Here is a 17,234-nt window from a genome sequence, read left to right on the forward strand (position 1 = left end):
CGGAGGTGTCGGGCGAGCGCGACGAAGCCCCGCCGGGGCCCGGTTCGACGGGCGCCGCGACGGGGCTTCGTGGGGTGCTCGGGCCGGTCAGACGCCGATGGCGACCGTCGGCTCGCCGGACATCACGCCGTCCTTCTCCATCTGCTCGGCGATCTTCAGCGCCTCTTCGATGAGGGTCTCGACGATCTTCGACTCGGGGACGGTCTTGATGACCTCGCCCTTGACGAAGATCTGGCCCTTGCCGTTGCCGGAGGCGACGCCGAGGTCGGCCTCGCGGGCCTCGCCGGGGCCGTTGACGACGCAGCCCATGACGGCGACGCGCAGCGGGACCTCCATGCCCTCGAGGCCGGCGGTGACCTCTTCGGCGAGCTTGTAGACGTCGACCTGGGCGCGGCCGCAGGACGGGCAGGAAACGATCTCCAGGCGGCGCGGCTTGAGGTTCAGCGACTCCAGGATCTGGTTGCCGACCTTGACCTCCTCGACCGGCGGCGCGGAGAGCGAGACGCGGATGGTGTCGCCGATGCCCTCGGAGAGCAGCGCGCCGAAGGCGACGGCGGACTTGATGGTGCCCTGGAACGCGGGGCCGGCCTCGGTGACGCCGAGGTGCAGCGGGTAGTCGCAGGCGGCGGCGAGCTGGCGGTAGGCGTTGACCATGACGACCGGGTCGTTGTGCTTGACCGAGATCTTGATGTCGCCGAAGCCGTGCTCCTCGAAGAGGGAGGCCTCCCACAGCGCGGACTCGACCAGCGCCTCGGGGGTGGCCTTGCCGTACTTCTTCAGCAGCCGGGCGTCGAGCGAGCCCGCGTTGACGCCGATCCGGATCGGGGTGCCCGCGGCCTTGGCCGCGTGCGCGATCTCCTTGACCTTGTCGTCGAACTGCTTGATGTTGCCGGGGTTGACGCGGACCGCGGCGCAGCCGGCGTCGATGGCGGCGAAGACGTACTTCGGCTGGAAGTGGATGTCCGCGATCACCGGGATCTGCGACTTCTTGGCGATGGTCGCCAGCGCGTCGGCGTCGTCCTGGGTGGGGCACGCCACGCGGACGATCTGGCAGCCGGAGGCGGTCAGCTCGGCGATCTGCTGGAGCGTGGCCCCGATGTCGGAGGTCCGGGTCGTCGTCATGGACTGGACAGAGACGGGTGCGTCGCCGCCCACGGCCACCGATCCGACCTGGATCTGGCGGCTCTTGCGCCGCTCGGCGAGCCTGGTCGGAACGGACGGAATACCGAGAGAGATCGCGGTCATCAGCTGTACAACCCCAAGGTGTGGTTCATCGGGCTCAGGTCTTCGAGATTACCGCCCCGGCGGCGGGTGGCCGGACACCCAGGGGGTCCGGCCACCCTCTCGTCACGTCAGCTTCACCGGGTTGACGATGTCCGCGGCGAGGACGAGGAGCGTGAAGCAGACGAACACTCCCGCCACCACATACGCGGCCGGCATCAGCTTGGCGACGTCGAACGGGCCCGGGTCGGGGCGCCGGAAGATCCGCGCGGTGTGGCGGCGTACGGACTCCCACAGGGCGCCCGCGATGTGCCCGCCGTCGAGCGGGAGCAGCGGCAGCATGTTGAACAGGAACAGCGAGACGTTGAACATGACGACGAGCTGCAGGAAGAAGACCAGGATGGTCTGCGGGGGCGCGTCGATGTTCATCAGCTCGCCGCTGATACGGGCGGCGCCGACGACGCCGACCGGGGAGTCGGCCTTGCGTTCGCCGTCGCCGAAGGTGGCGTCCCACAGGTCCGGGATCTTGCCGGGCAGGGCGAGCACGGACTCGGCGCCGGCCTGGAGCTGGTCGGTCATGCGGGAGGCGGACTCGCCGAAGGTGAGCGGGACGACCTCGCGGCCGGACTCGAAGCCCAGGTAGCCGGCGGTGACGTACTGCAGCGGCTGGACGACCTTGCCGTCCGCGTCCTTCTTGAGCACCTTGTTCTCGAGGAGCGTGGCCTTGAGGTCCATCTCCTTGCCGTCGCGCTGGACGGTGACGGTGGCGGCCCCGGTGGTGGCGCGGATGCGGTCGGAGAGGGTGTTCCAGTCGGAGACGCGTTCGCCGTTGAAGGCGACGATGCGGTCGCCCTTGAGGAGTCCGGCGGCCTTGGCGGGTGACTCGGGGTCGCCGGCCTTGCAGGTGTCGCGCTTCTCGCTCTGGTCGATGACGCAGTTGGTGACGCCGGCGACCTTGGTGGTCTGGGTCTCGAACCCGACGGCCATGGCGCTGCCGAAGAACAGCAGGACGGCGAGGATCAGGTTCATGAACGGGCCGGCGAACATCACGATGACGCGCTTCCACGGCTTGCGCGTGTAGAAGAGCCGCTTCTCGTCGCCGGGCTGGAGCTCCTCGAAGGAGGCCTCGCGGGCGTCCTCGATCATGGAGCGCCAGGGCGAGGTGGAGCGGGCCTCGATACGGCCGTCCCTGCCGGGCGGGAACATCCCGATCATGCGGATGTAGCCGCCGGCCGGGATGGCCTTGATGCCGTACTCCGTCTCGCCCTTCTTCTTCGACCAGATGGTGGGGCCGAAGCCGACCATGTACTGCGGCACGCGGATGCCGAAGAGCTTGGCCGTGGAGAGGTGGCCGAGTTCGTGCCAGGCGATGGAGACGAGCAGCCCCACCGCGAACAGCGCGATGCCGAGGAGCGTGAGAAGTACGGTCATGCGCGCGCCTCCGCGGTTGCGTTCGCTGCGAGTTCTGCCAGTTCACGGGCCCGGGCGCGGGCCCAGGTCTCCGCTTCGAGGACGTCCGACACCGTGAGGGAGGTTCCCTGGGTGGGCTTTCCGTGTTCGGTGACGACTGCCGTGACCGTATCCATGATTCCGTTGAACGGCAGCCTGCCTGCGAGAAACGCCTCCACGCACTCCTCGTTGGCGGCGTTGAAGACGGCGGGGGCGGTGCCGCCCAGTTCGCCGACGTGGCGGGCCAGGCCGACGGACGGGAACGCCTCGGTGTCGAGCGGGAAGAACTCCCAGCTGGACGCCTTGGTCCAGTCGAAGGCGGGGGCGGCGTCCGGGACGCGCTCGGGCCAGCCGATGCCGAGGGCGATCGGGCCGCGCATGTCGGGCGGCGTGGCCTGGGCGAGGGTGGAGCCGTCGGTGAACTCGACCATCGAGTGGACGTACGACTGGGGGTGGACGACGACCTCGATGCGGTCGAAGGGGATGTCGTAGAGGAGGTGCGCCTCGATGACCTCCAGGCCCTTGTTCACGAGGGTGGCGCTGTTCACCGTGATGACCGGGCCCATGGCCCAGGTGGGGTGGGCGAGCGCGTCCTCGCGGGTGACATGGGCCAGCTCCGCCCTCGTGCGGCCGCGGAAGGGGCCGCCGGAGGCGGTGACGACCAGCTTGCGGACGTCGGCCCGGGTGCCGGCGGCGAGCGCCTGGAAGAGGGCGGCGTGCTCGGAGTCGACCGGGATGATCTGGCCGGGCTTGGCGAGCGCCTTGACCAGCGGGCCGCCGACGATCAGCGACTCCTTGTTGGCCAGGGCGAGGGTGCGGCCGGCTTGGAGGGCGGCGAGCGTGGGCGCCAGGCCGATGGATCCGGTGATGCCGTTGAGCACCGTGTGGCAGGGCGAGGCGGCGAGCTGGGTGGCGGCGTCGGCCCCCGCCAGGATCTCGGGCAGGGGCTCGGCGCCGTACAGCTCCTTGAGCGCGTCGCGCAGCTCGGGCACCACGTCCTCACGGGCGACGGCGACCGCCGCGACCTTCAGCCGGTGCGCCTGCTCGGCGAGCAGCCCGACGCGGCCGCCGGAGGCGGCGAGGGCGGTGACCCGGAACCGGTCGGGGTTGCGCAGGACCAGGTCGATGGCCTGGGTGCCGATGGATCCCGTGGAGCCGAGGACGACGATGTCCCGGCGGCCTTCGACCGGTGCGAAGACGATGTGCGGGTCGGCGAGAGGAGAGGGGCGGTCGCTCATGCCCCCCATTCTTGCCGCAAAGACTGTGCGGTCTTCACGGGGTGCCTCTCGTGGGTGTCTTCGCCCGGTGTGGTCACTCTGCGGAGGCGGCCGTTCCGAAGGCTTCGCCGAAGACGCGGTGGAAGTCCGGGAAGGTCTTCCGTACGCAGCCGGGGTCGTCGAAGGTGATGCCGGGCGTGCGCAGACCGGTGACCGCGAAGGACATGACGATCCGGTGGTCGCCGTGGGTGGCGATCTCGGCGGGGCCGGCCGGGGTCCCGGGCCGGATCTCGATCCAGTCGTGGCCGGTCGCGACCTCGATGCCGAGGCGGCGGAGGTTCTCGGCGCAGGCGTCGAGGCGGTCGCACTCCTTGACGCGCGTGTTGGCGACGTCCTCGATGCGGACGGGTCCGTCGGCGAAGGGCGCGAGGGCGGCGAGGGTCGGCATGGTGTCGGAGATGTCGCGCATGTTCACGGTGAGGCCGCGCAGCGTTCCCGTGCCGCGGACGGTGGTGGCCGTGTCGGTGATCTCCACGTCCGCGCCCATGCGGCGCAGGACGTCGACGAAGCCGAGGTCGCCCTGGAGGGCGCCGGTGCCGAGGCCGGGGACGGTGACGGTGCGGCCGGGGTGGAGAGCGGCGGCGGCGAAGAAGTAGGAGGACGTGGAGGCGTCGGGCTCGACGGGGTAGGTGGCCGCCTGGTAGCCGGTGGGGGCGACGGTGTAGGTGCGGTCCTGCCGGGTCACCTCGGCGCCGAAGGCGCGCATCATCGCGAGGGTGATCTCGACGTACGGCTCCGAGACCAGGTCGGTGACGGTGATCGCGAGGCCCTCGGCGGTCAGCGGACCGAGCATCAGGAGGGCGGTCAGGTACTGGGAGGACTGGCCGGCGTCGAGGGTGAGCGCACCGCCCTTGATGCCCCGGGCGGCGACGGTGAGCGGGTGGTGGCCCTCGTTCTCCTCGTGGCGGAGGTCGACGCCGAGGGTGCGCAGGGCGGTGGAGAGGGGGCCGAGGGGGCGGCGGCGCATCTGGGGCGAGGCGTCGAAGCGGAAGGTGCCGTGGCCGGCGGCGGCGAGGGTGGGGAGGAAGCGGGCGGTGGTCGCGCCGTCGCGGCAGTACACGTCGGCGGTGCCGACGGCGGGCCCTGCGGGCCGGCCCTCGATATGCCAGGCCCCCGGCTCCTGCCGGACCTCGTATCCGAGGGTGTTCAGCCCTTCGGCGAAGCCCTCGGTGTCGTCGGAGAGGAGCGGCCGGAGGAGGGTGGTGGTCCCGTCGGCGGCGGCGGCGAGGAAGAGCGCGCGGGCGGTGACGGACTTGGAACCGGGAATCTCTATGACGGTCACGGGACCATCCTGCCGTGGCTTCCGCCGTCGTGGGCCATCGTTCCGCAGGACGGGACACCTGCGGAACGATGGCCCACGCCTCCGGTCAGGGGATCTTGCGGTGGACGTTCTCCTCCGTCGAGGCGCCCGGTGTCGCGTCCGCGATCCAGGGGCCGTCGTCGCTCGGGTCGACCACCCCCGCCTCCAGCCACTCGTAGCGTCCGGCGAGGACCCCGTCCACGACCCGGCGGTCCAGGTCGTCCGTGTTGGACCAGAGGCGGCCGAAGAGCTCCTCCACCCGCAGCCGGGACTGTCGGCAGAACGCGTCGGCGAGCGCGTACGCCTCCTTGCCGTGGTCGTCGGTGGACCGCAGCAGTTCCGCGCGTACGCACGCCGCGCTCATCGCGAAGAGCTCCGCGCCGATGTCCACGATCCGCCCGAGGAAGGCCTGCTTCAGCTCCATCCGGCCCTGCCATCGCGACATCGCGTAGAAGGTGGACCGGGCGAGCTTCCGCGACGTCCGCTCCACGTACCGCAGATGGGTGGCGAGGGCGCCGAACTCCCGGTACGCGCCCGGTACCTGCCCCTGCCCGGTGACGAGCTTCGGCAGCCAGCGGGCGTAGAAGCCGCCGGCCCGCGCACCCGCCTTCGCCTTGTCGCCCAGCGACTTCTCGGGGTCGATGATGTCGCCGGCGACGGCCAGATGGGCGTCGACGGCCTCGCGGGCGATCAGCAGGTGCATGATCTCGGTCGAGCCCTCGAAGATCCGGTTGATCCGCAGATCGCGGAGCAACTGCTCCGCCGGTACGGCCCGTTCTCCGCGCGCCGCCAGCGAGTCGGCGGTCTCGTATCCGCGTCCGCCGCGGATCTGGACCAGTTCGTCGGCGATGAGGCAGCCCATCTCGGAGCCGTAGAGCTTGGCGAGCGCCGCCTCGATGCGGATGTCGTTGCGGTCCTCGTCGGCCATCTGCGAGGAGAGGTCGACGACCGCCTCCAGCGCGAACGTGGTCGCCGCGATGAAGGAGATCTTCGTGCCGACCGCCTCGTGGCGTGCGACCGGCTTGCCCCACTGTTCCCGTACGGTCGCCCATTCGCGGGCGATCTTCAGCGCCCACTTTCCGGCGCCGACGCACATCGCGGGGAGCGAGAGCCGGCCGGTGTTGAGCGTCGTCAGCGCGATCTTGAGGCCGGCGCCCTCCGGGCCGATGCGGTTCTCGGCGGGGACCCGGACGCCGTGGAAGCGGGTGACGCCGTTCTCGAGCCCTCGCAGGCCCATGAAGGCGTTGCGGTGCTCGACGGTGATGCCGGGCGAGTCCGCCTCGACGACGAAGGCGGTGATGCCGCCCCGGTGGCCCGGCGAGGCGGGGACGCGCGCCATGACGACGAGCAGATCGGCGACGACCCCGTTGGTCGTCCAGAGCTTCACCCCGTCGATGACATAGGCGTCGTCGCCGTCCGGTACCGCCGTGGTGGCGAGCCGGGCCGGGTCGGAGCCGACGTCGGGTTCGGTGAGGAGGAAGGCCGAGATGTCGGTGCTGGCGAGGCGGGGGAGGTAGGTGTCCCGCTGTTCCTGGGTGCCGAAGATCTTCAGCGGCTGGGGAACGCCGATGGACTGATGGGCCGAGAGCAGTGCGCCGATCGCGGGGCTCGCGGACCCGACGAGGGCGAGGGCGCGGTTGTAGTAGACCTGGGTGAGGCCGAGCCCGCCGTACTTCGGGTCGATCTTCATCCCGAGCGCGCCGAGTTCCTTGAGGCCGGTGACGACCTCGTCGGGGATGCGGGCCTCGCGCTCGATGAGCCGACCGTCGATGCGTGTCTCGCAGAAGGTGCGCAGCTTGGCGAGGAAGGCCTCGCCGCGCCGTACGTCCTCCTGGGAGGGGAGGGGATGGGGGTGGATGAGGTCGAGTCGGAAGCGGCCGAGGAAGAGTTCCTTGGCAAAGCTGGGTTTGCGCCAGTCCTGCTCGCGCGCTGCCTCGGCGACCTGCCGGGCCTCGCGTTCGGTGACCTTGGGCCGCTGGGTGGGTGCGGACATGAGGAGCTCACCTCGCCGCTCGTAGGGGGCCATGTGGCTACTCGTCCGTAGTACCCGATTTCCGCGCGCACCGATAGACGAGAAGACGGCCGGAGCCCCCGCACAGTGGGCTCCGGCCGTCGGTCTCAGGGATCCGTACGACTTCGCACGGACTACTGAATACGGGTTACAGCGCGAGGCCCGTGAGGACCAGGACCCGCTCGTAGGTGTAGTCGTCCATGGCGTACTTGACGCCCTCGCGGCCGACGCCGGACTTCTTGGCGCCGCCGTACGGCATCTGGTCGGCGCGGTAGGACGGGACGTCGCCGATGATCACGCCGCCGACCTCGAGCGCGCGGTGGGCGCGGAAGGCGGTCTGCAGGTCGTGGGTGAAGACGCCGGCCTGGAGGCCGAAGTCCGAGTCGTTGACGGCGGCGAAGGCCTCGGCCTCGCCGTCGACCTTGGCGATGGTGAGGACCGGGCCGAAGACCTCGGCGCGGGCCAGGGTGACATCGCCCGGGAGGTCGGTGAGGACGGTCGGGGCGTAGGTCGCGCCCTCGCGCTTGCCGCCCGCGAGCAGCTTCGCGCCGGCCGCGACGGCCTCGTCCACCCAGGCCTCGACACGCTTGGCGGCGTTCTCGTCGACGAGCGGGCCGACGTCGGTGGCGTCGTCCGCCGGGTCACCGGAGACCTGCGCCTCGACGGCGGCGACGACCTTGGGGACGAGCCGGTCGTAGACCGAGGCGTCGGCGATCACGCGCTGTACGGAGATGCAGGACTGGCCGCCCTGGTAGTTGGAGAAGGTGGCGATACGGCTCGCCGCCCAGTCCAGGTCCTGCTCGGACGCCCAGTCGCCGAGGACGACGGCGGCGGCGTTGCCGCCGAGCTCCAGGGTGCAGTGCTTGTGCGGCACGGACTCCTGGATGGCGTAGCCGACCTTGTCGGAGCCGGTGAAGGAGATGACCGGGAGGCGCTCGTCCTTCACGAGGGCGGGCATCCGGTCGTTCGGCACGGTCAGGACGGACCAGGAGCCGGCCGGCAGGTCGGTCTCGGCCAGCAGCTCGCCCAGGATCAGGGACGAGATCGGGGTGGCCGGGGCCGGCTTGAGGATGATCGGGGCACCGACGGCGATGGCCGGGGCGACCTTGTGGGCGCTGAGGTTCAGCGGGAAGTTGAACGGAGCGATGCCGAGGACGACGCCCTTGGGGATACGGCGGGTGATGGCCAGCCGGCCGACGCCACCGGCCTCGGTGTCGAGACGCTGGGCCTCGCCGCCGTTGAAGCGGCGGGCTTCCTCGGCGGCGAAGCGGAATACGGAGACGGCGCGGCCGACCTCGCCGCGGGCCCACTTGATGGGCTTGCCGTTCTCGGCGGAGATCACCTGGGCGATCTCCTCGGTGCGCTCGGCGAGGCGCTTCGACACGTGGTCGAGGGCGGCGGCGCGGACGTGCGCCGGCGTCGCGGCGAACTCGTCGACCACGGCGTGCGCGGCGGCGACGGCTTCCTCGACCTGGGCTTCGGTGGGCACGCTGACCTTGCCGACCAGACGTCCGTCGAAGGAGTTCGTGACGTCGAAGGTGGCCTCGCCGGTGGCCTCGCGGCCGGCGAGCCAGAAGGCGTGGGTGGTCGTCATTGCGTCCCGGCCCTTTCCGTATCGGGGGTGCGAGCGATCGCTCTCGTGCCACGTTAGGGCGAAGCGGGCGCAATGGCGCTTGTCCGCCGTGGAGTGGTGCGCGGGGGCTCCTGTCCGCTTTGGCGGAAGGAGACCCCGAACCTCACCCGAGCGCGATGATCACGCCCGCCGTTCCGTCGAGACGATCAGACAGACGCCTCCGACGACGATCGCGCCGCCGAGCGCGATGGGCCAGGTCAGGGCCTCACCGAGGACGAGGGCGCCGAGGAGCACGGCGACGACCGGGTTGACGTAGGCGTAGGTGGCGACCAGGGAGAGCGGGGCGGTCTGGAGGAGCCAGGCGTACGCGGTGAAGGCGATCAGCGAGCCGAAGACGACGAGGTAGCCGAGGGCGATCCAGGAGCGGGAGGAGACGTCGGCGAGGTCGAAGCCGTGGTGCTCGCCGCGGACCAGGGCGACACCGAGGCCCCCGAGCCCGCCGGCGAGCATCTCGTACGCGCTGGCGGTGAACGGGTTGGCGGGCATCGGAAGCCGGCCGGAGGAGAACGATCCGACGGACCACAGGAGCGCGGCGACGACGACGAGGACCACGCCGCCGATCCTGACCTCGCCACTGAGGCCGGGAAGGGTCAGGACGCCGAGGCCGACCAGACCGAGGGCCACGCCGGCGAAGGCGCCGCGGCCGGGACGCTCGCCGGCGACGGCGCGCAGGACGACCACCCAGGCGGGCACGCTCGCGACGAGGAGAGCGGCGAGGCCGGAGGGGATGTCGGTCTCGGCGAGGACGACGAGCGCGTTGCCGCCGACGAGCAGCAGCACGCCGACCACCACGGCGGAAACGAGTTGGCGCGGGGTCACCTTCAGCGCCGCCGGGCCCTGCCGCCAGGCGATGAGCGCGGCGAGCAGCAGGCCGGCGACGACGTATCGCATCCCCGCGGAGAGGAACGGCGGCATCGTCTCGACGACGATCCGGATCCCGAGGTAGGTGGACCCCCAGACGACGTACACGATCCCGAGCGCGAGCCAGACGGCGCCGGAGATCCGGCGGGGAGCGCGTCCGGGGGCGGCGGGAGCGGAGGTGCGTTCCTCGGAGGCGGGATCGACCGCGGGGGTTGTCATGCCCAGGAGAGTAAGGAGTTTCAAGGCGAATGATCAATGATCCTGCCCGTGATCGGGCAGGAATGGCGCAGTCGAGGCGGCGCGATCGGCGAAATGGGCCCTAGCGCTCCTCCGCGTCCGCCCCCGTCGCCTTCAGCGCCAGCCACAGCTCCATCCGTACGTCCGGGTCGTCGAGGGAGCGGCCCAGGATCTCCTCCACCCGGCGCATCCGGTAGCGGAGGGTGTGGCGGTGGACGCCCAGGTCGGCCGCCGCCGCGTCCCACTGGCCGTGGCGGGAGAGCCAGGCCCGCAGCGAGGCGACCAGGTCGCCCCGGCCCGTCGCGTCGTGCTCGTACAGGGCGCGGAGCATCCCGTCGGCGAAGGCGCGGACCGCGTCGTCGGCCAGCAGCGGCAGGACCGAGCCGGCCGCCAGATCCTCGTGCTCGACCAGCGCCCGGCCGCGCCGCCGCGCCACCGACAGCGCCTGCTCGGCCTGCTTGTACGCGGCCGCCGCCGCGATCGGCCCGGCCGGGGCCGAGAGGCCGACGACGACACCGGTCTCCTCCGCCTCCCGCTCCGTATAGCTCTCGCAGGCCGTGACGACCGCCCCGCCGTCCCCGGCCAGGACCAGGAGCCGCTCCTCGCCCTCCGGAACGGTCAGCACCGTCTCGCCCGCCCGTGCGGCGGCGGACTCCAGCTCCTCCGCGAGGACCGGAAGGGGCGGTTCGCCCTCCCGCTCCCCCGCCACCGTTTCGGCGATCAGCAGCCGGAAGGGCGCGTCGAGGAGCCCGCCGTACAGGTCGCCGGCCACCGCCCGGGCGTGGTCGGGCTGGCCGGACAGCATCATCCGCAGCACCGCCGCGCCCAGCCGCGCCTCGGCCGCCTGGAGCGAGCGCGAGCGCTCCGTGGTGAGGGTCAGCAGGGCGATCGCGGAGTGCACGGCGTACCGTTCCGCCGTCCCGAGCGGGGCTCCGGTGCCGACAGCGAGGGCACCCCTGACCCGCCGTCCGGTTCCCAGCGACTGGAGTTCCACCCGGTCGTCCGTTCCTCCGACGACCGCGCTCGCGGGCGCGGGCCGCTCCCGGAGCCGTTCGACGTCGGGCGTGAGCCGGGCGGCGCGGCGCGTCGCCCACTCGGGCGACACGGCGAGGACGGTGCCGGAGGTGTCGTACAGCGCCGCCCATCCGTCGACATGGGCCGCGAGCCGCGCGATCACCGCGTCCGGGCCCTCGGCGAGCGCGGCGCGGGTCAGCTCTCGCTGGGCCTCGAAACCGGCCGTGACGGCCCGGTACTGATCGGCCGCGATCGCCGCCGAGACGGCCTTGCTGATCGCGAGGAACGGTGTGCGCCTCGGTACTTCGAGGAGCGGGAGCCCCTCGGCCCCCGCCGCGTCCACGAGGGGCTGCGGGATGTTGTCGTAGTTGACGCCGACGGCGAAGCCGAGCCCCACTACGCCCGCGGCGAGCAGCCGCCGGACGTAGCGGTGCATCGCCTCGGAGTCCTCGGCGTCCAGGGTGAGCGCCGTGGTGAGCAGCAGCTCGCCGCCCTCCATGTACGGGACGGGGTCGGCGAGCTCGCTGACGTGGGCCCAGCGCACGGGGGTGTCGAGGCGGTCCTCGCCGGCACGGACGGTGAGCTTGAGCGCCGAGTGCTGGACGAGTGAGGCGAGGGTGGGCGGCATTGGGGACCGTCGGACCTTTGGGGAGGGGGCGCCGCTCAGCCGAGCGGCGCCCTCGATTGTGCCAGGGCCCGCCGATGGCCGCTCCGGCTCAGCCGCGGAGGTCCACGAGCAGGGGCGGCGTGTGCTCGCCCCGCACATGGGTGAGGGACAGGACGGCGTGCCCGGCGGGGACGGCGTGGGCGAGGTCGGAGGCCGACCAGCGCTCGCGCTCCACCTCCCGTACGGTCACGGCCTCCGCCGTCGCCGCCTTGCCGGTCACGAGGCGTCGCATGAAGTGCAGGGCCTTGGTGAGGGGCTCGTCGGAGATGATCTGCCGGTTGGTGACGTCCCGGGTCTGCACCCATTCGGTGCCCCAGGTCTCGGCGAACCGTCCGCCGTCCCAGGGCGCGATCCCGGCGAACGCCATCCGGCAGCCGACCGCCCCGAGCAGCGGCCCCCGCAGCGCCTCGGGCACGTCCTCCAGGCTGCGCAGCGCGAGGACGACGCCGGCGTTGGCGGAGCGGAGCCGTTGGATGGCCCGTACGGAGTCGGCGGTGACGGTGTACGTGGCGTCGTCGAGGACCAGGCAGGCGAAGAGGGAGCGGTCGCGGCGGGCCAGGGCGGCCTCCGCGAACTGGGCGAGCAGCAGCCGGGAGACGATCCGGGAGGCTTCGGCGTGGCCGCGTTCGGGGAGGTCGACGCGGACGCGGAGCGGGTGCTCGACGGCGCGGAGGGAGAACTGCGGCGCTTCGTCCTGGCGGTCCGTGCGGAAGAAGCGGGCGAAGGCGGGTCGGTCGAGGAAGGCGATGCGTTCGGCGAGGAGGACGCCGACGTCGTCGCCGCGATCGGCCTGGCGCTGCCGGGCGTCGAGCTCGCGCAGCTGGGCGGGGTCGCCGGCGACGGCTTCGCGAAGCGCGGCGAACGCCTCGGGCGTCCCGCCGAGCAGCTCGCGCAGCTCGGGCACGGAGGGGAAGCGTCCGTGCGCGGCCCGGAACGGCCCGATGAGCTGCGCGAGCGCGGTGGCGGCCCGCCGGCTGTCGGCGACGAGGTCCCCGACGAGCGCCTCGGCGAGGATCCGCGCGGCCTCGTCGGGGTCGTCGGCGCCGCCGTACAGGTCGAGGTCGTGGGTGGACTCGGCGCGCCCGACGGAGACGACGACGTCGAAGCCCTCGTCGGGGCCGAGCGCGGCGCCGTGGGAGGTGACGGCGACGACGGCGGCGCGGTTGGCGAGCGCCTGCAGGCAGAGCGACTCGACGACGGGCCGCACCACCCGCACGGTCTTCCCGGCCCCCGCGGGCCCGACGGCGACCAACGAGGTGCCGAGCAGCCCGGGGTCCAGGGCGACGCCGGTGGTGCGGCGGGGGTAGGGGTTGCGCGGGTGGTCGGCTGCGGTGCCGATGAGGACCTGGTCGGTGGCCAGGTCGTGGGTGGCGGTACGGACGGGCAGGTCACGCCGGCCCGAGGGGTGGCCGCAGGCGGCGGCGCCCCGGGTGCGCACGGCCTCGGTGAAGGCGGCGAGCCGCTCCGGCCGGGTCCGTACGCCCTGCCAGGCGCGGCGGATCCTGGCGTAGTCCACGTCCCCGAGGACACCCTGCCGGGTGGCCTCGGCGAGCTGGGCCGCGGTCTCGGTCAGCCCGGCGTCGCGCAGTTCGGGCCACTCGGCGGGGTCGGCGGCCGGGGCCGGCGGCACCGGTGGGGTGTCGGCGGCGTGGGACGTTCCCAGGCGCCGCCGCACGGAGGGCCAGGTTCCGACGCGGCCCACGGCCGCGCCGAGGGCGGCGATCAGCAGGACGTAGTAGATGTTCGAGGTCCAGGTGAGCCAGGTGACCGTGCGGGGCATCTCCCGCCAGACCCCCGGCAGGAGGACGAACAGGGGCCAGATGGGCACGCCGTAGCGCTGCCAGACCTCGCGCCAGTTGCCGACGCGGCCGAAGCCGACGGAGAACAGGACGAGGAGGACGGCGTACCAGAGGTACGTCGCCGCGACGTACAGCTCGACGTCGGGGCTCTGGGGGGACCGCCATTCGGTGGGCACGAGCCACAGCATGGGCAGCAGCCACCAGTTGTCGACGAAGATCCACCACCCCTCGAGGTAGCCGTTCCACAGCAGCGACCACAGCAGCCAGCCGCAGAGGTACGCCACGAACGCGCCGGTGATCAGCTGACGGCCGGGCACGACGTCCGGCTCCTGCTCGGGCCGCTCGCGATGCCCGAGCCGCCAGATGCCGGGGGCGGCGGCGGGGCGCGGGATACGGAGCCAGTCGGCGACCGCAAGGCGGGTCGGCGGGTGCGCGGGTTGCGGCGGTACGAGGGGCTGCCCGGCCGGCGGCCTTGGCGCGTTGGGGCCGGTCGGGCCCGGAGTCTGCCCGGAGGGCGGTACGCCCGGCCCGGGGACCTGCCCGGTCGGCGGTACGACCGGCTGTGGAGCCGTGGCCGGAGCCGGCGGCGCCGGACGGGGCACGCCGCTCCCCCGCGTGTCGCGTGACTCGTACGCACCTTCGGTCTCCATGAAACCCCTGCCCCCTGACCAGCCAGGTCGCCGCATCTGTGCCACCGTCAATCTAGTGGGCCCGGGACGCCCCGGAGTGGTTTCGTGGCCGCCATGTCCACTGCGGACAACGACACACCCCCCAACACTCCCGATCGGCGCATGCCCACGCCCCTCCCCCGCGCCTAGCCTGCGGAAGAAACCCACAAGTGCGTCCAGAACACCCCCAGGAGCCCCGCATGAACGCTGTCCCGCAGGAGCGGCGCGTCGTCACCGCCATCCCCGGTCCGAAGTCGCAGGAGCTGCAGGCCCGCCGCCTCGACGCCGTGGCCGGCGGCGTGGGCTCCGTGCTGCCCGTCTTCACCGCGAAGGCCGGCGGCGGCATCATCGAGGACGTCGACGGCAACCGTCTGATCGACTTCGGCTCCGGCATCGCCGTGACCTCCGTCGGCGCCTCCGCCGAGGCCGTCGTCCGCCGCGCCGCCGCGCAGCTCGCCGACTTCACGCACACCTGTTTCATGGTGACGCCGTACGAGGGCTACGTCGAGGTCTGTGAGGCACTCTCCGAGCTGACCCCGGGCGACCACGCCAAGAAGTCCGCGCTGTTCAACTCGGGCGCCGAGGCCGTCGAGAACGCCGTCAAGATCGCCCGTTCGTACACCAAGCGCCAGGCCGTCGTCGTCTTCGACCACGGCTACCACGGCCGTACGAACCTGACGATGGCTCTGACCTCGAAGAACATGCCGTACAAGCAGGGCTTCGGCCCGTTCGCGCCCGAGGTCTACCGCGTGCCGGTCGCCTACGGCTACCGCTGGCCCACCGGTGCCGAGAACTGCGGCCCCGAGGCCGCCGCCCAGGCGATCGACCAGATCTCCAAGCAGATCGGCGCGGAGAACGTCGCCGCGATCATCATCGAGCCGGTCCTCGGCGAGGGCGGCTTCATCGAGCCGGCCAAGGGCTTCCTGCCGGCGATCGTGAAGTTCGCCAACGACAACGGCATCGTCTTCGTCGCCGACGAGATCCAGTCCGGCTTCTGCCGCACCGGCCAGTGGTTCGCCTGCGAGGACGAGGGCATCGTCCCGGACCTGATCACCACCGCCAAGGGCATCGCGGGCGGTCTGCCGCTCGCCGCCGTCACCGGCCGCGCCGAGATCATGGACTCCGTCCACGGCGGCGGCCTCGGCGGCACCTACGGCGGCAACCCGGTCGCCTGCGCCGGTGCGCTCGGCTCCATCGAGACCATGAAGGAGCTCGACCTCAACGCCAAGGCGAAGAAGATCGAGTCGCTCATGAAGGCCCGCCTGGCCGCCATGCAGGAGAAGTACGAGATCATCGGCGACATCCGCGGCCGCGGCGCCATGATCGCGATCGAGCTGGTCAAGGACCCGGCCACCAAGGAGCCGAACCCGGAGGCCGCGGGCGCGCTGGCGAAGGCCTGCCACGCCGAGGGCGTGATGGTCCTGACCTGTGGCACCTACGGCAACGTGCTGCGTTTCCTGCCGCCGCTGGTCATCGGCGAGGACCTGCTGAACGAGGGTCTCGACGTCATCGAGAGCGCGTTCGGCCAGATCTGACGCCTCTTCGGCACAGGTGTGAAGAAGGTGTGGGGGGCCGATGGCGGGATGGAGTTCCGGCTGTCGGTCCCCCTTTCTCTGCCGTACGGTTTCTGCAGATGAGAGAAACACCCCGCTCACAGGAGACTGCGGGCGACAACAGGGCGGAGCCTCCCCAGCCCCGCCTTGATCGTGCCTTCGCGCACACCACTGGAGCCTCCGGCTCCGGAACTCCTCACCGATCGGATGGCCGCCCGCCCCACACCCCCCGGGGCGCGCGGTGGCCCGATCAGGTCGGCCTCCCCGGAACCACCCCCCCTGTTCCGGGGAGGCCGACTGTCTTCTCGGCGATCGTGGCCTTCGCCCTCGTCACCTGGCAGGTCCTCGTCGGTGGGCCTCTCGCCCGTCACGACGAACACCTCTCGCGCTCTCTTGTCGACACCGTCCCGCGGTGGCTCTCCGAACTGGGCGCCGATCTCGGCAATCTGACGGTCGCCCTCCCGGTCCTCGTGTGCGCGATGACGTACGCGATCCTCCGCGGCCGGCGCGCCCAGGCCCTGTGCGCGGGGGTCACCATGGCCCTCGTACCGGCCCTCGTCATCCCCCTCAAGGAGTGGACCGCCCGACCGGGCCCGCTGGAGCCCTGGGCCGCGGGCTACTACCCGTCGGGCCACACGGCGACGGCGATGGTGGCGTACTTCGGGGCGGCGTTCCTCGTGTCGAACCGCCTGATCCCGGTCGCCGCCCTCCTGACGGCGTTGACGGGTGTCGGCCTGATCCTGCGCGGCTACCACTGGCCGCTGGACGTACTGGCCTCGCTCGCCCTGTGCGTGCCCCTGCTCACCTGGCCTGTCGTGGCCGAGCGGTACGGTCGCCCCTCACGTTCGTGACCGACGATCCGGAGAGCAGGATGACGATTCAACGGCCGGGACTGCCGGGAGACTTGCCGTCCCCGGAGCTGCTGTGGGCCCGCTGGGCGCTGGTCGCCGTACTGGAGGCGACCACAGAGGCGGAGGAGAGCAAGGGGTACCGGACCGGCCACTGGATCGACGAGGAGGGCCTCCACCTCGACGACTGCGGCTGCACCTGGTGGACGTTCTCCCGCGTCGGCGAGGGCCGGTACGTGCTGTTCGGTGAGGACGAGTCGAGTGGCGTCAAGTGGCACGGGACGCCGATCGACATGCTGGCGGGCGGCCCCGACTGGCTCCCCTACGAGGAGCTGCGCGACCGGCTCGCGGGGAACGAACTGGGCTGTGTCTACTGGTACGAGAACGGCACCTGGGCCCGCGCCCCGTACCCCGACGACCTGGACGACGACGGCCTCGACTGCGGGATGAGCCGCTTCGTCGACCGGGACGACGCGATGGGCCTGCTGGCCGATCACATCCGGCACGACGGCCAGAGTGCGGAGATTCTCATGGACCACGCAGAGGGGTACCGGCTGACGCCGGAGCTGTTGGAGTCCTACGCCGCCCCCGAGGACGGGGGCGCTCCGGACCTCCCGGCCATGGGCCGGGCTCTTGGCCGGGCCGGGCTGGCGCCGCGGACGGCCACGGCCGGCTGAGCTCGGCAGCGCCCGGCCG

The 17,234-nt window shown here is 72.1% G+C and carries 12 protein-coding genes; 3 read left to right on the top strand and 9 right to left on the bottom strand.

Annotated elements, in window-relative coordinates:
* Positions 1 to 87: 87 nt before the first annotated feature.
* The 9 genes from ispG to ACFC0D_RS28435 all read right to left on the bottom strand — a co-directional run bounded on the left by ispG (position 88) and on the right by ACFC0D_RS28435 (position 14,119).
* Positions 88 to 1,245, bottom strand: coding sequence for a flavodoxin-dependent (E)-4-hydroxy-3-methylbut-2-enyl-diphosphate synthase (ispG, locus tag ACFC0D_RS28395; protein ID WP_361434427.1), 1,158 nt, complete (start codon positions 1,243 to 1,245; stop codon positions 88 to 90).
* 102 nt (positions 1,246 to 1,347) lie between these two features.
* Positions 1,348 to 2,652 carry an RIP metalloprotease gene (locus tag ACFC0D_RS28400; RefSeq protein WP_376441712.1) on the bottom strand — a complete coding sequence of 435 codons (1,305 nt, stop codon included), beginning with the start codon at positions 2,650 to 2,652 and terminating at the stop codon, positions 1,348 to 1,350.
* Positions 2,649 to 3,908 carry a 1-deoxy-D-xylulose-5-phosphate reductoisomerase gene (gene dxr / locus ACFC0D_RS28405; protein WP_376441715.1) on the bottom strand — a complete coding sequence of 420 codons (1,260 nt, stop codon included), beginning with the start codon at positions 3,906 to 3,908 and terminating at the stop codon, positions 2,649 to 2,651. The genes ACFC0D_RS28400 and dxr overlap by 4 nt, the downstream gene beginning before the upstream one ends.
* A gap of 73 nt (positions 3,909 to 3,981) precedes the next feature.
* The gene (gene aroA / locus ACFC0D_RS28410; protein WP_376441718.1) at positions 3,982 to 5,229 is read right to left on the bottom strand and encodes a 3-phosphoshikimate 1-carboxyvinyltransferase; all 1,248 of its coding nucleotides are present in this window, start codon (positions 5,227 to 5,229) and stop codon (positions 3,982 to 3,984) included.
* A gap of 85 nt (positions 5,230 to 5,314) precedes the next feature.
* Positions 5,315 to 7,240: an acyl-CoA dehydrogenase family protein gene (locus ACFC0D_RS28415; RefSeq protein WP_376441720.1), complete on the bottom strand. Its 1,926-nt coding sequence runs from the start codon at positions 7,238 to 7,240 to the stop codon at positions 5,315 to 5,317.
* Positions 7,241 to 7,406: 166 nt separating this feature from the next.
* On the bottom strand, positions 7,407 to 8,852 hold the full coding sequence (locus ACFC0D_RS28420) for an aldehyde dehydrogenase family protein (protein WP_329115277.1): 1,446 nt from the start codon (positions 8,850 to 8,852) through the stop codon (positions 7,407 to 7,409).
* Between the two features lie 159 nt (positions 8,853 to 9,011).
* On the bottom strand, positions 9,012 to 9,971 hold the full coding sequence (locus ACFC0D_RS28425; RefSeq protein ID WP_376441723.1) for an EamA family transporter: 960 nt from the start codon (positions 9,969 to 9,971) through the stop codon (positions 9,012 to 9,014).
* Between the two features lie 100 nt (positions 9,972 to 10,071).
* Positions 10,072 to 11,631, bottom strand: a complete 1,560-nt coding sequence (locus tag ACFC0D_RS28430) for a PucR family transcriptional regulator (protein ID WP_376441726.1) — start codon at positions 11,629 to 11,631, stop codon at positions 10,072 to 10,074.
* Positions 11,632 to 11,719: 88 nt separating this feature from the next.
* Positions 11,720 to 14,119, bottom strand: coding sequence for an ATP/GTP-binding protein (locus ACFC0D_RS28435; protein ID WP_376441729.1), 2,400 nt, complete (start codon positions 14,117 to 14,119; stop codon positions 11,720 to 11,722).
* A gap of 218 nt (positions 14,120 to 14,337) precedes the next feature.
* On the opposite strand from ACFC0D_RS28435, the gene gabT reads away from it, so the two are divergent.
* The 3 genes from gabT (at position 14,338) to ACFC0D_RS28450 (ending at position 17,215) form a co-directional block, all read left to right on the top strand.
* On the top strand, positions 14,338 to 15,672 hold the full coding sequence (gene gabT / locus ACFC0D_RS28440) for a 4-aminobutyrate--2-oxoglutarate transaminase (protein WP_376441731.1): 1,335 nt from the start codon (positions 14,338 to 14,340) through the stop codon (positions 15,670 to 15,672).
* A 332-nt stretch (positions 15,673 to 16,004) separates the two neighbouring features.
* A complete protein-coding gene (locus tag ACFC0D_RS28445; protein WP_376441734.1) occupies positions 16,005 to 16,541 on the top strand; it encodes a phosphatase PAP2 family protein in 537 nt (178 codons plus the stop codon).
* A 20-nt stretch (positions 16,542 to 16,561) separates the two neighbouring features.
* Complete coding sequence (locus ACFC0D_RS28450) at positions 16,562 to 17,215, top strand: hypothetical protein (protein ID WP_376441737.1); 654 nt, start codon at positions 16,562 to 16,564, stop codon at positions 17,213 to 17,215.
* The last annotated feature ends 19 nt before the right edge of the window (positions 17,216 to 17,234 follow it).

The sequence above is a fragment of the Streptomyces sp. NPDC056222 genome (assembly GCF_042264065.1).
Classification (GTDB): domain Bacteria; phylum Actinomycetota; class Actinomycetes; order Streptomycetales; family Streptomycetaceae; genus Streptomyces.

Bases quoted from the DNA above. Each gene is read 5' to 3' on its own strand.
- ACFC0D_RS28400 (WP_376441712.1), bottom strand. From the start codon at position 2,652: ATGACCGTACTTCTCACGCTCCTCGGCATCGCGCTGTTCGCGGTGGGG.
- ACFC0D_RS28420 (WP_329115277.1), bottom strand. From the start codon at position 8,852: ATGACGACCACCCACGCCTTCTGGCTCGCCGGCCGCGAGGCCACCGGC.
- dxr (WP_376441715.1), bottom strand. From the start codon at position 3,908: ATGAGCGACCGCCCCTCTCCTCTCGCCGACCCGCACATCGTCTTCGCA.
- ispG (WP_361434427.1), bottom strand. From the start codon at position 1,245: ATGACCGCGATCTCTCTCGGTATTCCGTCCGTTCCGACCAGGCTCGCC.
- gabT (WP_376441731.1), top strand. From the start codon at position 14,338: ATGAACGCTGTCCCGCAGGAGCGGCGCGTCGTCACCGCCATCCCCGGT.
- ACFC0D_RS28435 (WP_376441729.1), bottom strand. From the start codon at position 14,119: ATGGAGACCGAAGGTGCGTACGAGTCACGCGACACGCGGGGGAGCGGC.
- ACFC0D_RS28425 (WP_376441723.1), bottom strand. From the start codon at position 9,971: ATGACAACCCCCGCGGTCGATCCCGCCTCCGAGGAACGCACCTCCGCT.
- ACFC0D_RS28415 (WP_376441720.1), bottom strand. From the start codon at position 7,240: ATGTCCGCACCCACCCAGCGGCCCAAGGTCACCGAACGCGAGGCCCGG.
- ACFC0D_RS28450 (WP_376441737.1), top strand. From the start codon at position 16,562: ATGACGATTCAACGGCCGGGACTGCCGGGAGACTTGCCGTCCCCGGAG.
- ACFC0D_RS28430 (WP_376441726.1), bottom strand. From the start codon at position 11,631: ATGCCGCCCACCCTCGCCTCACTCGTCCAGCACTCGGCGCTCAAGCTC.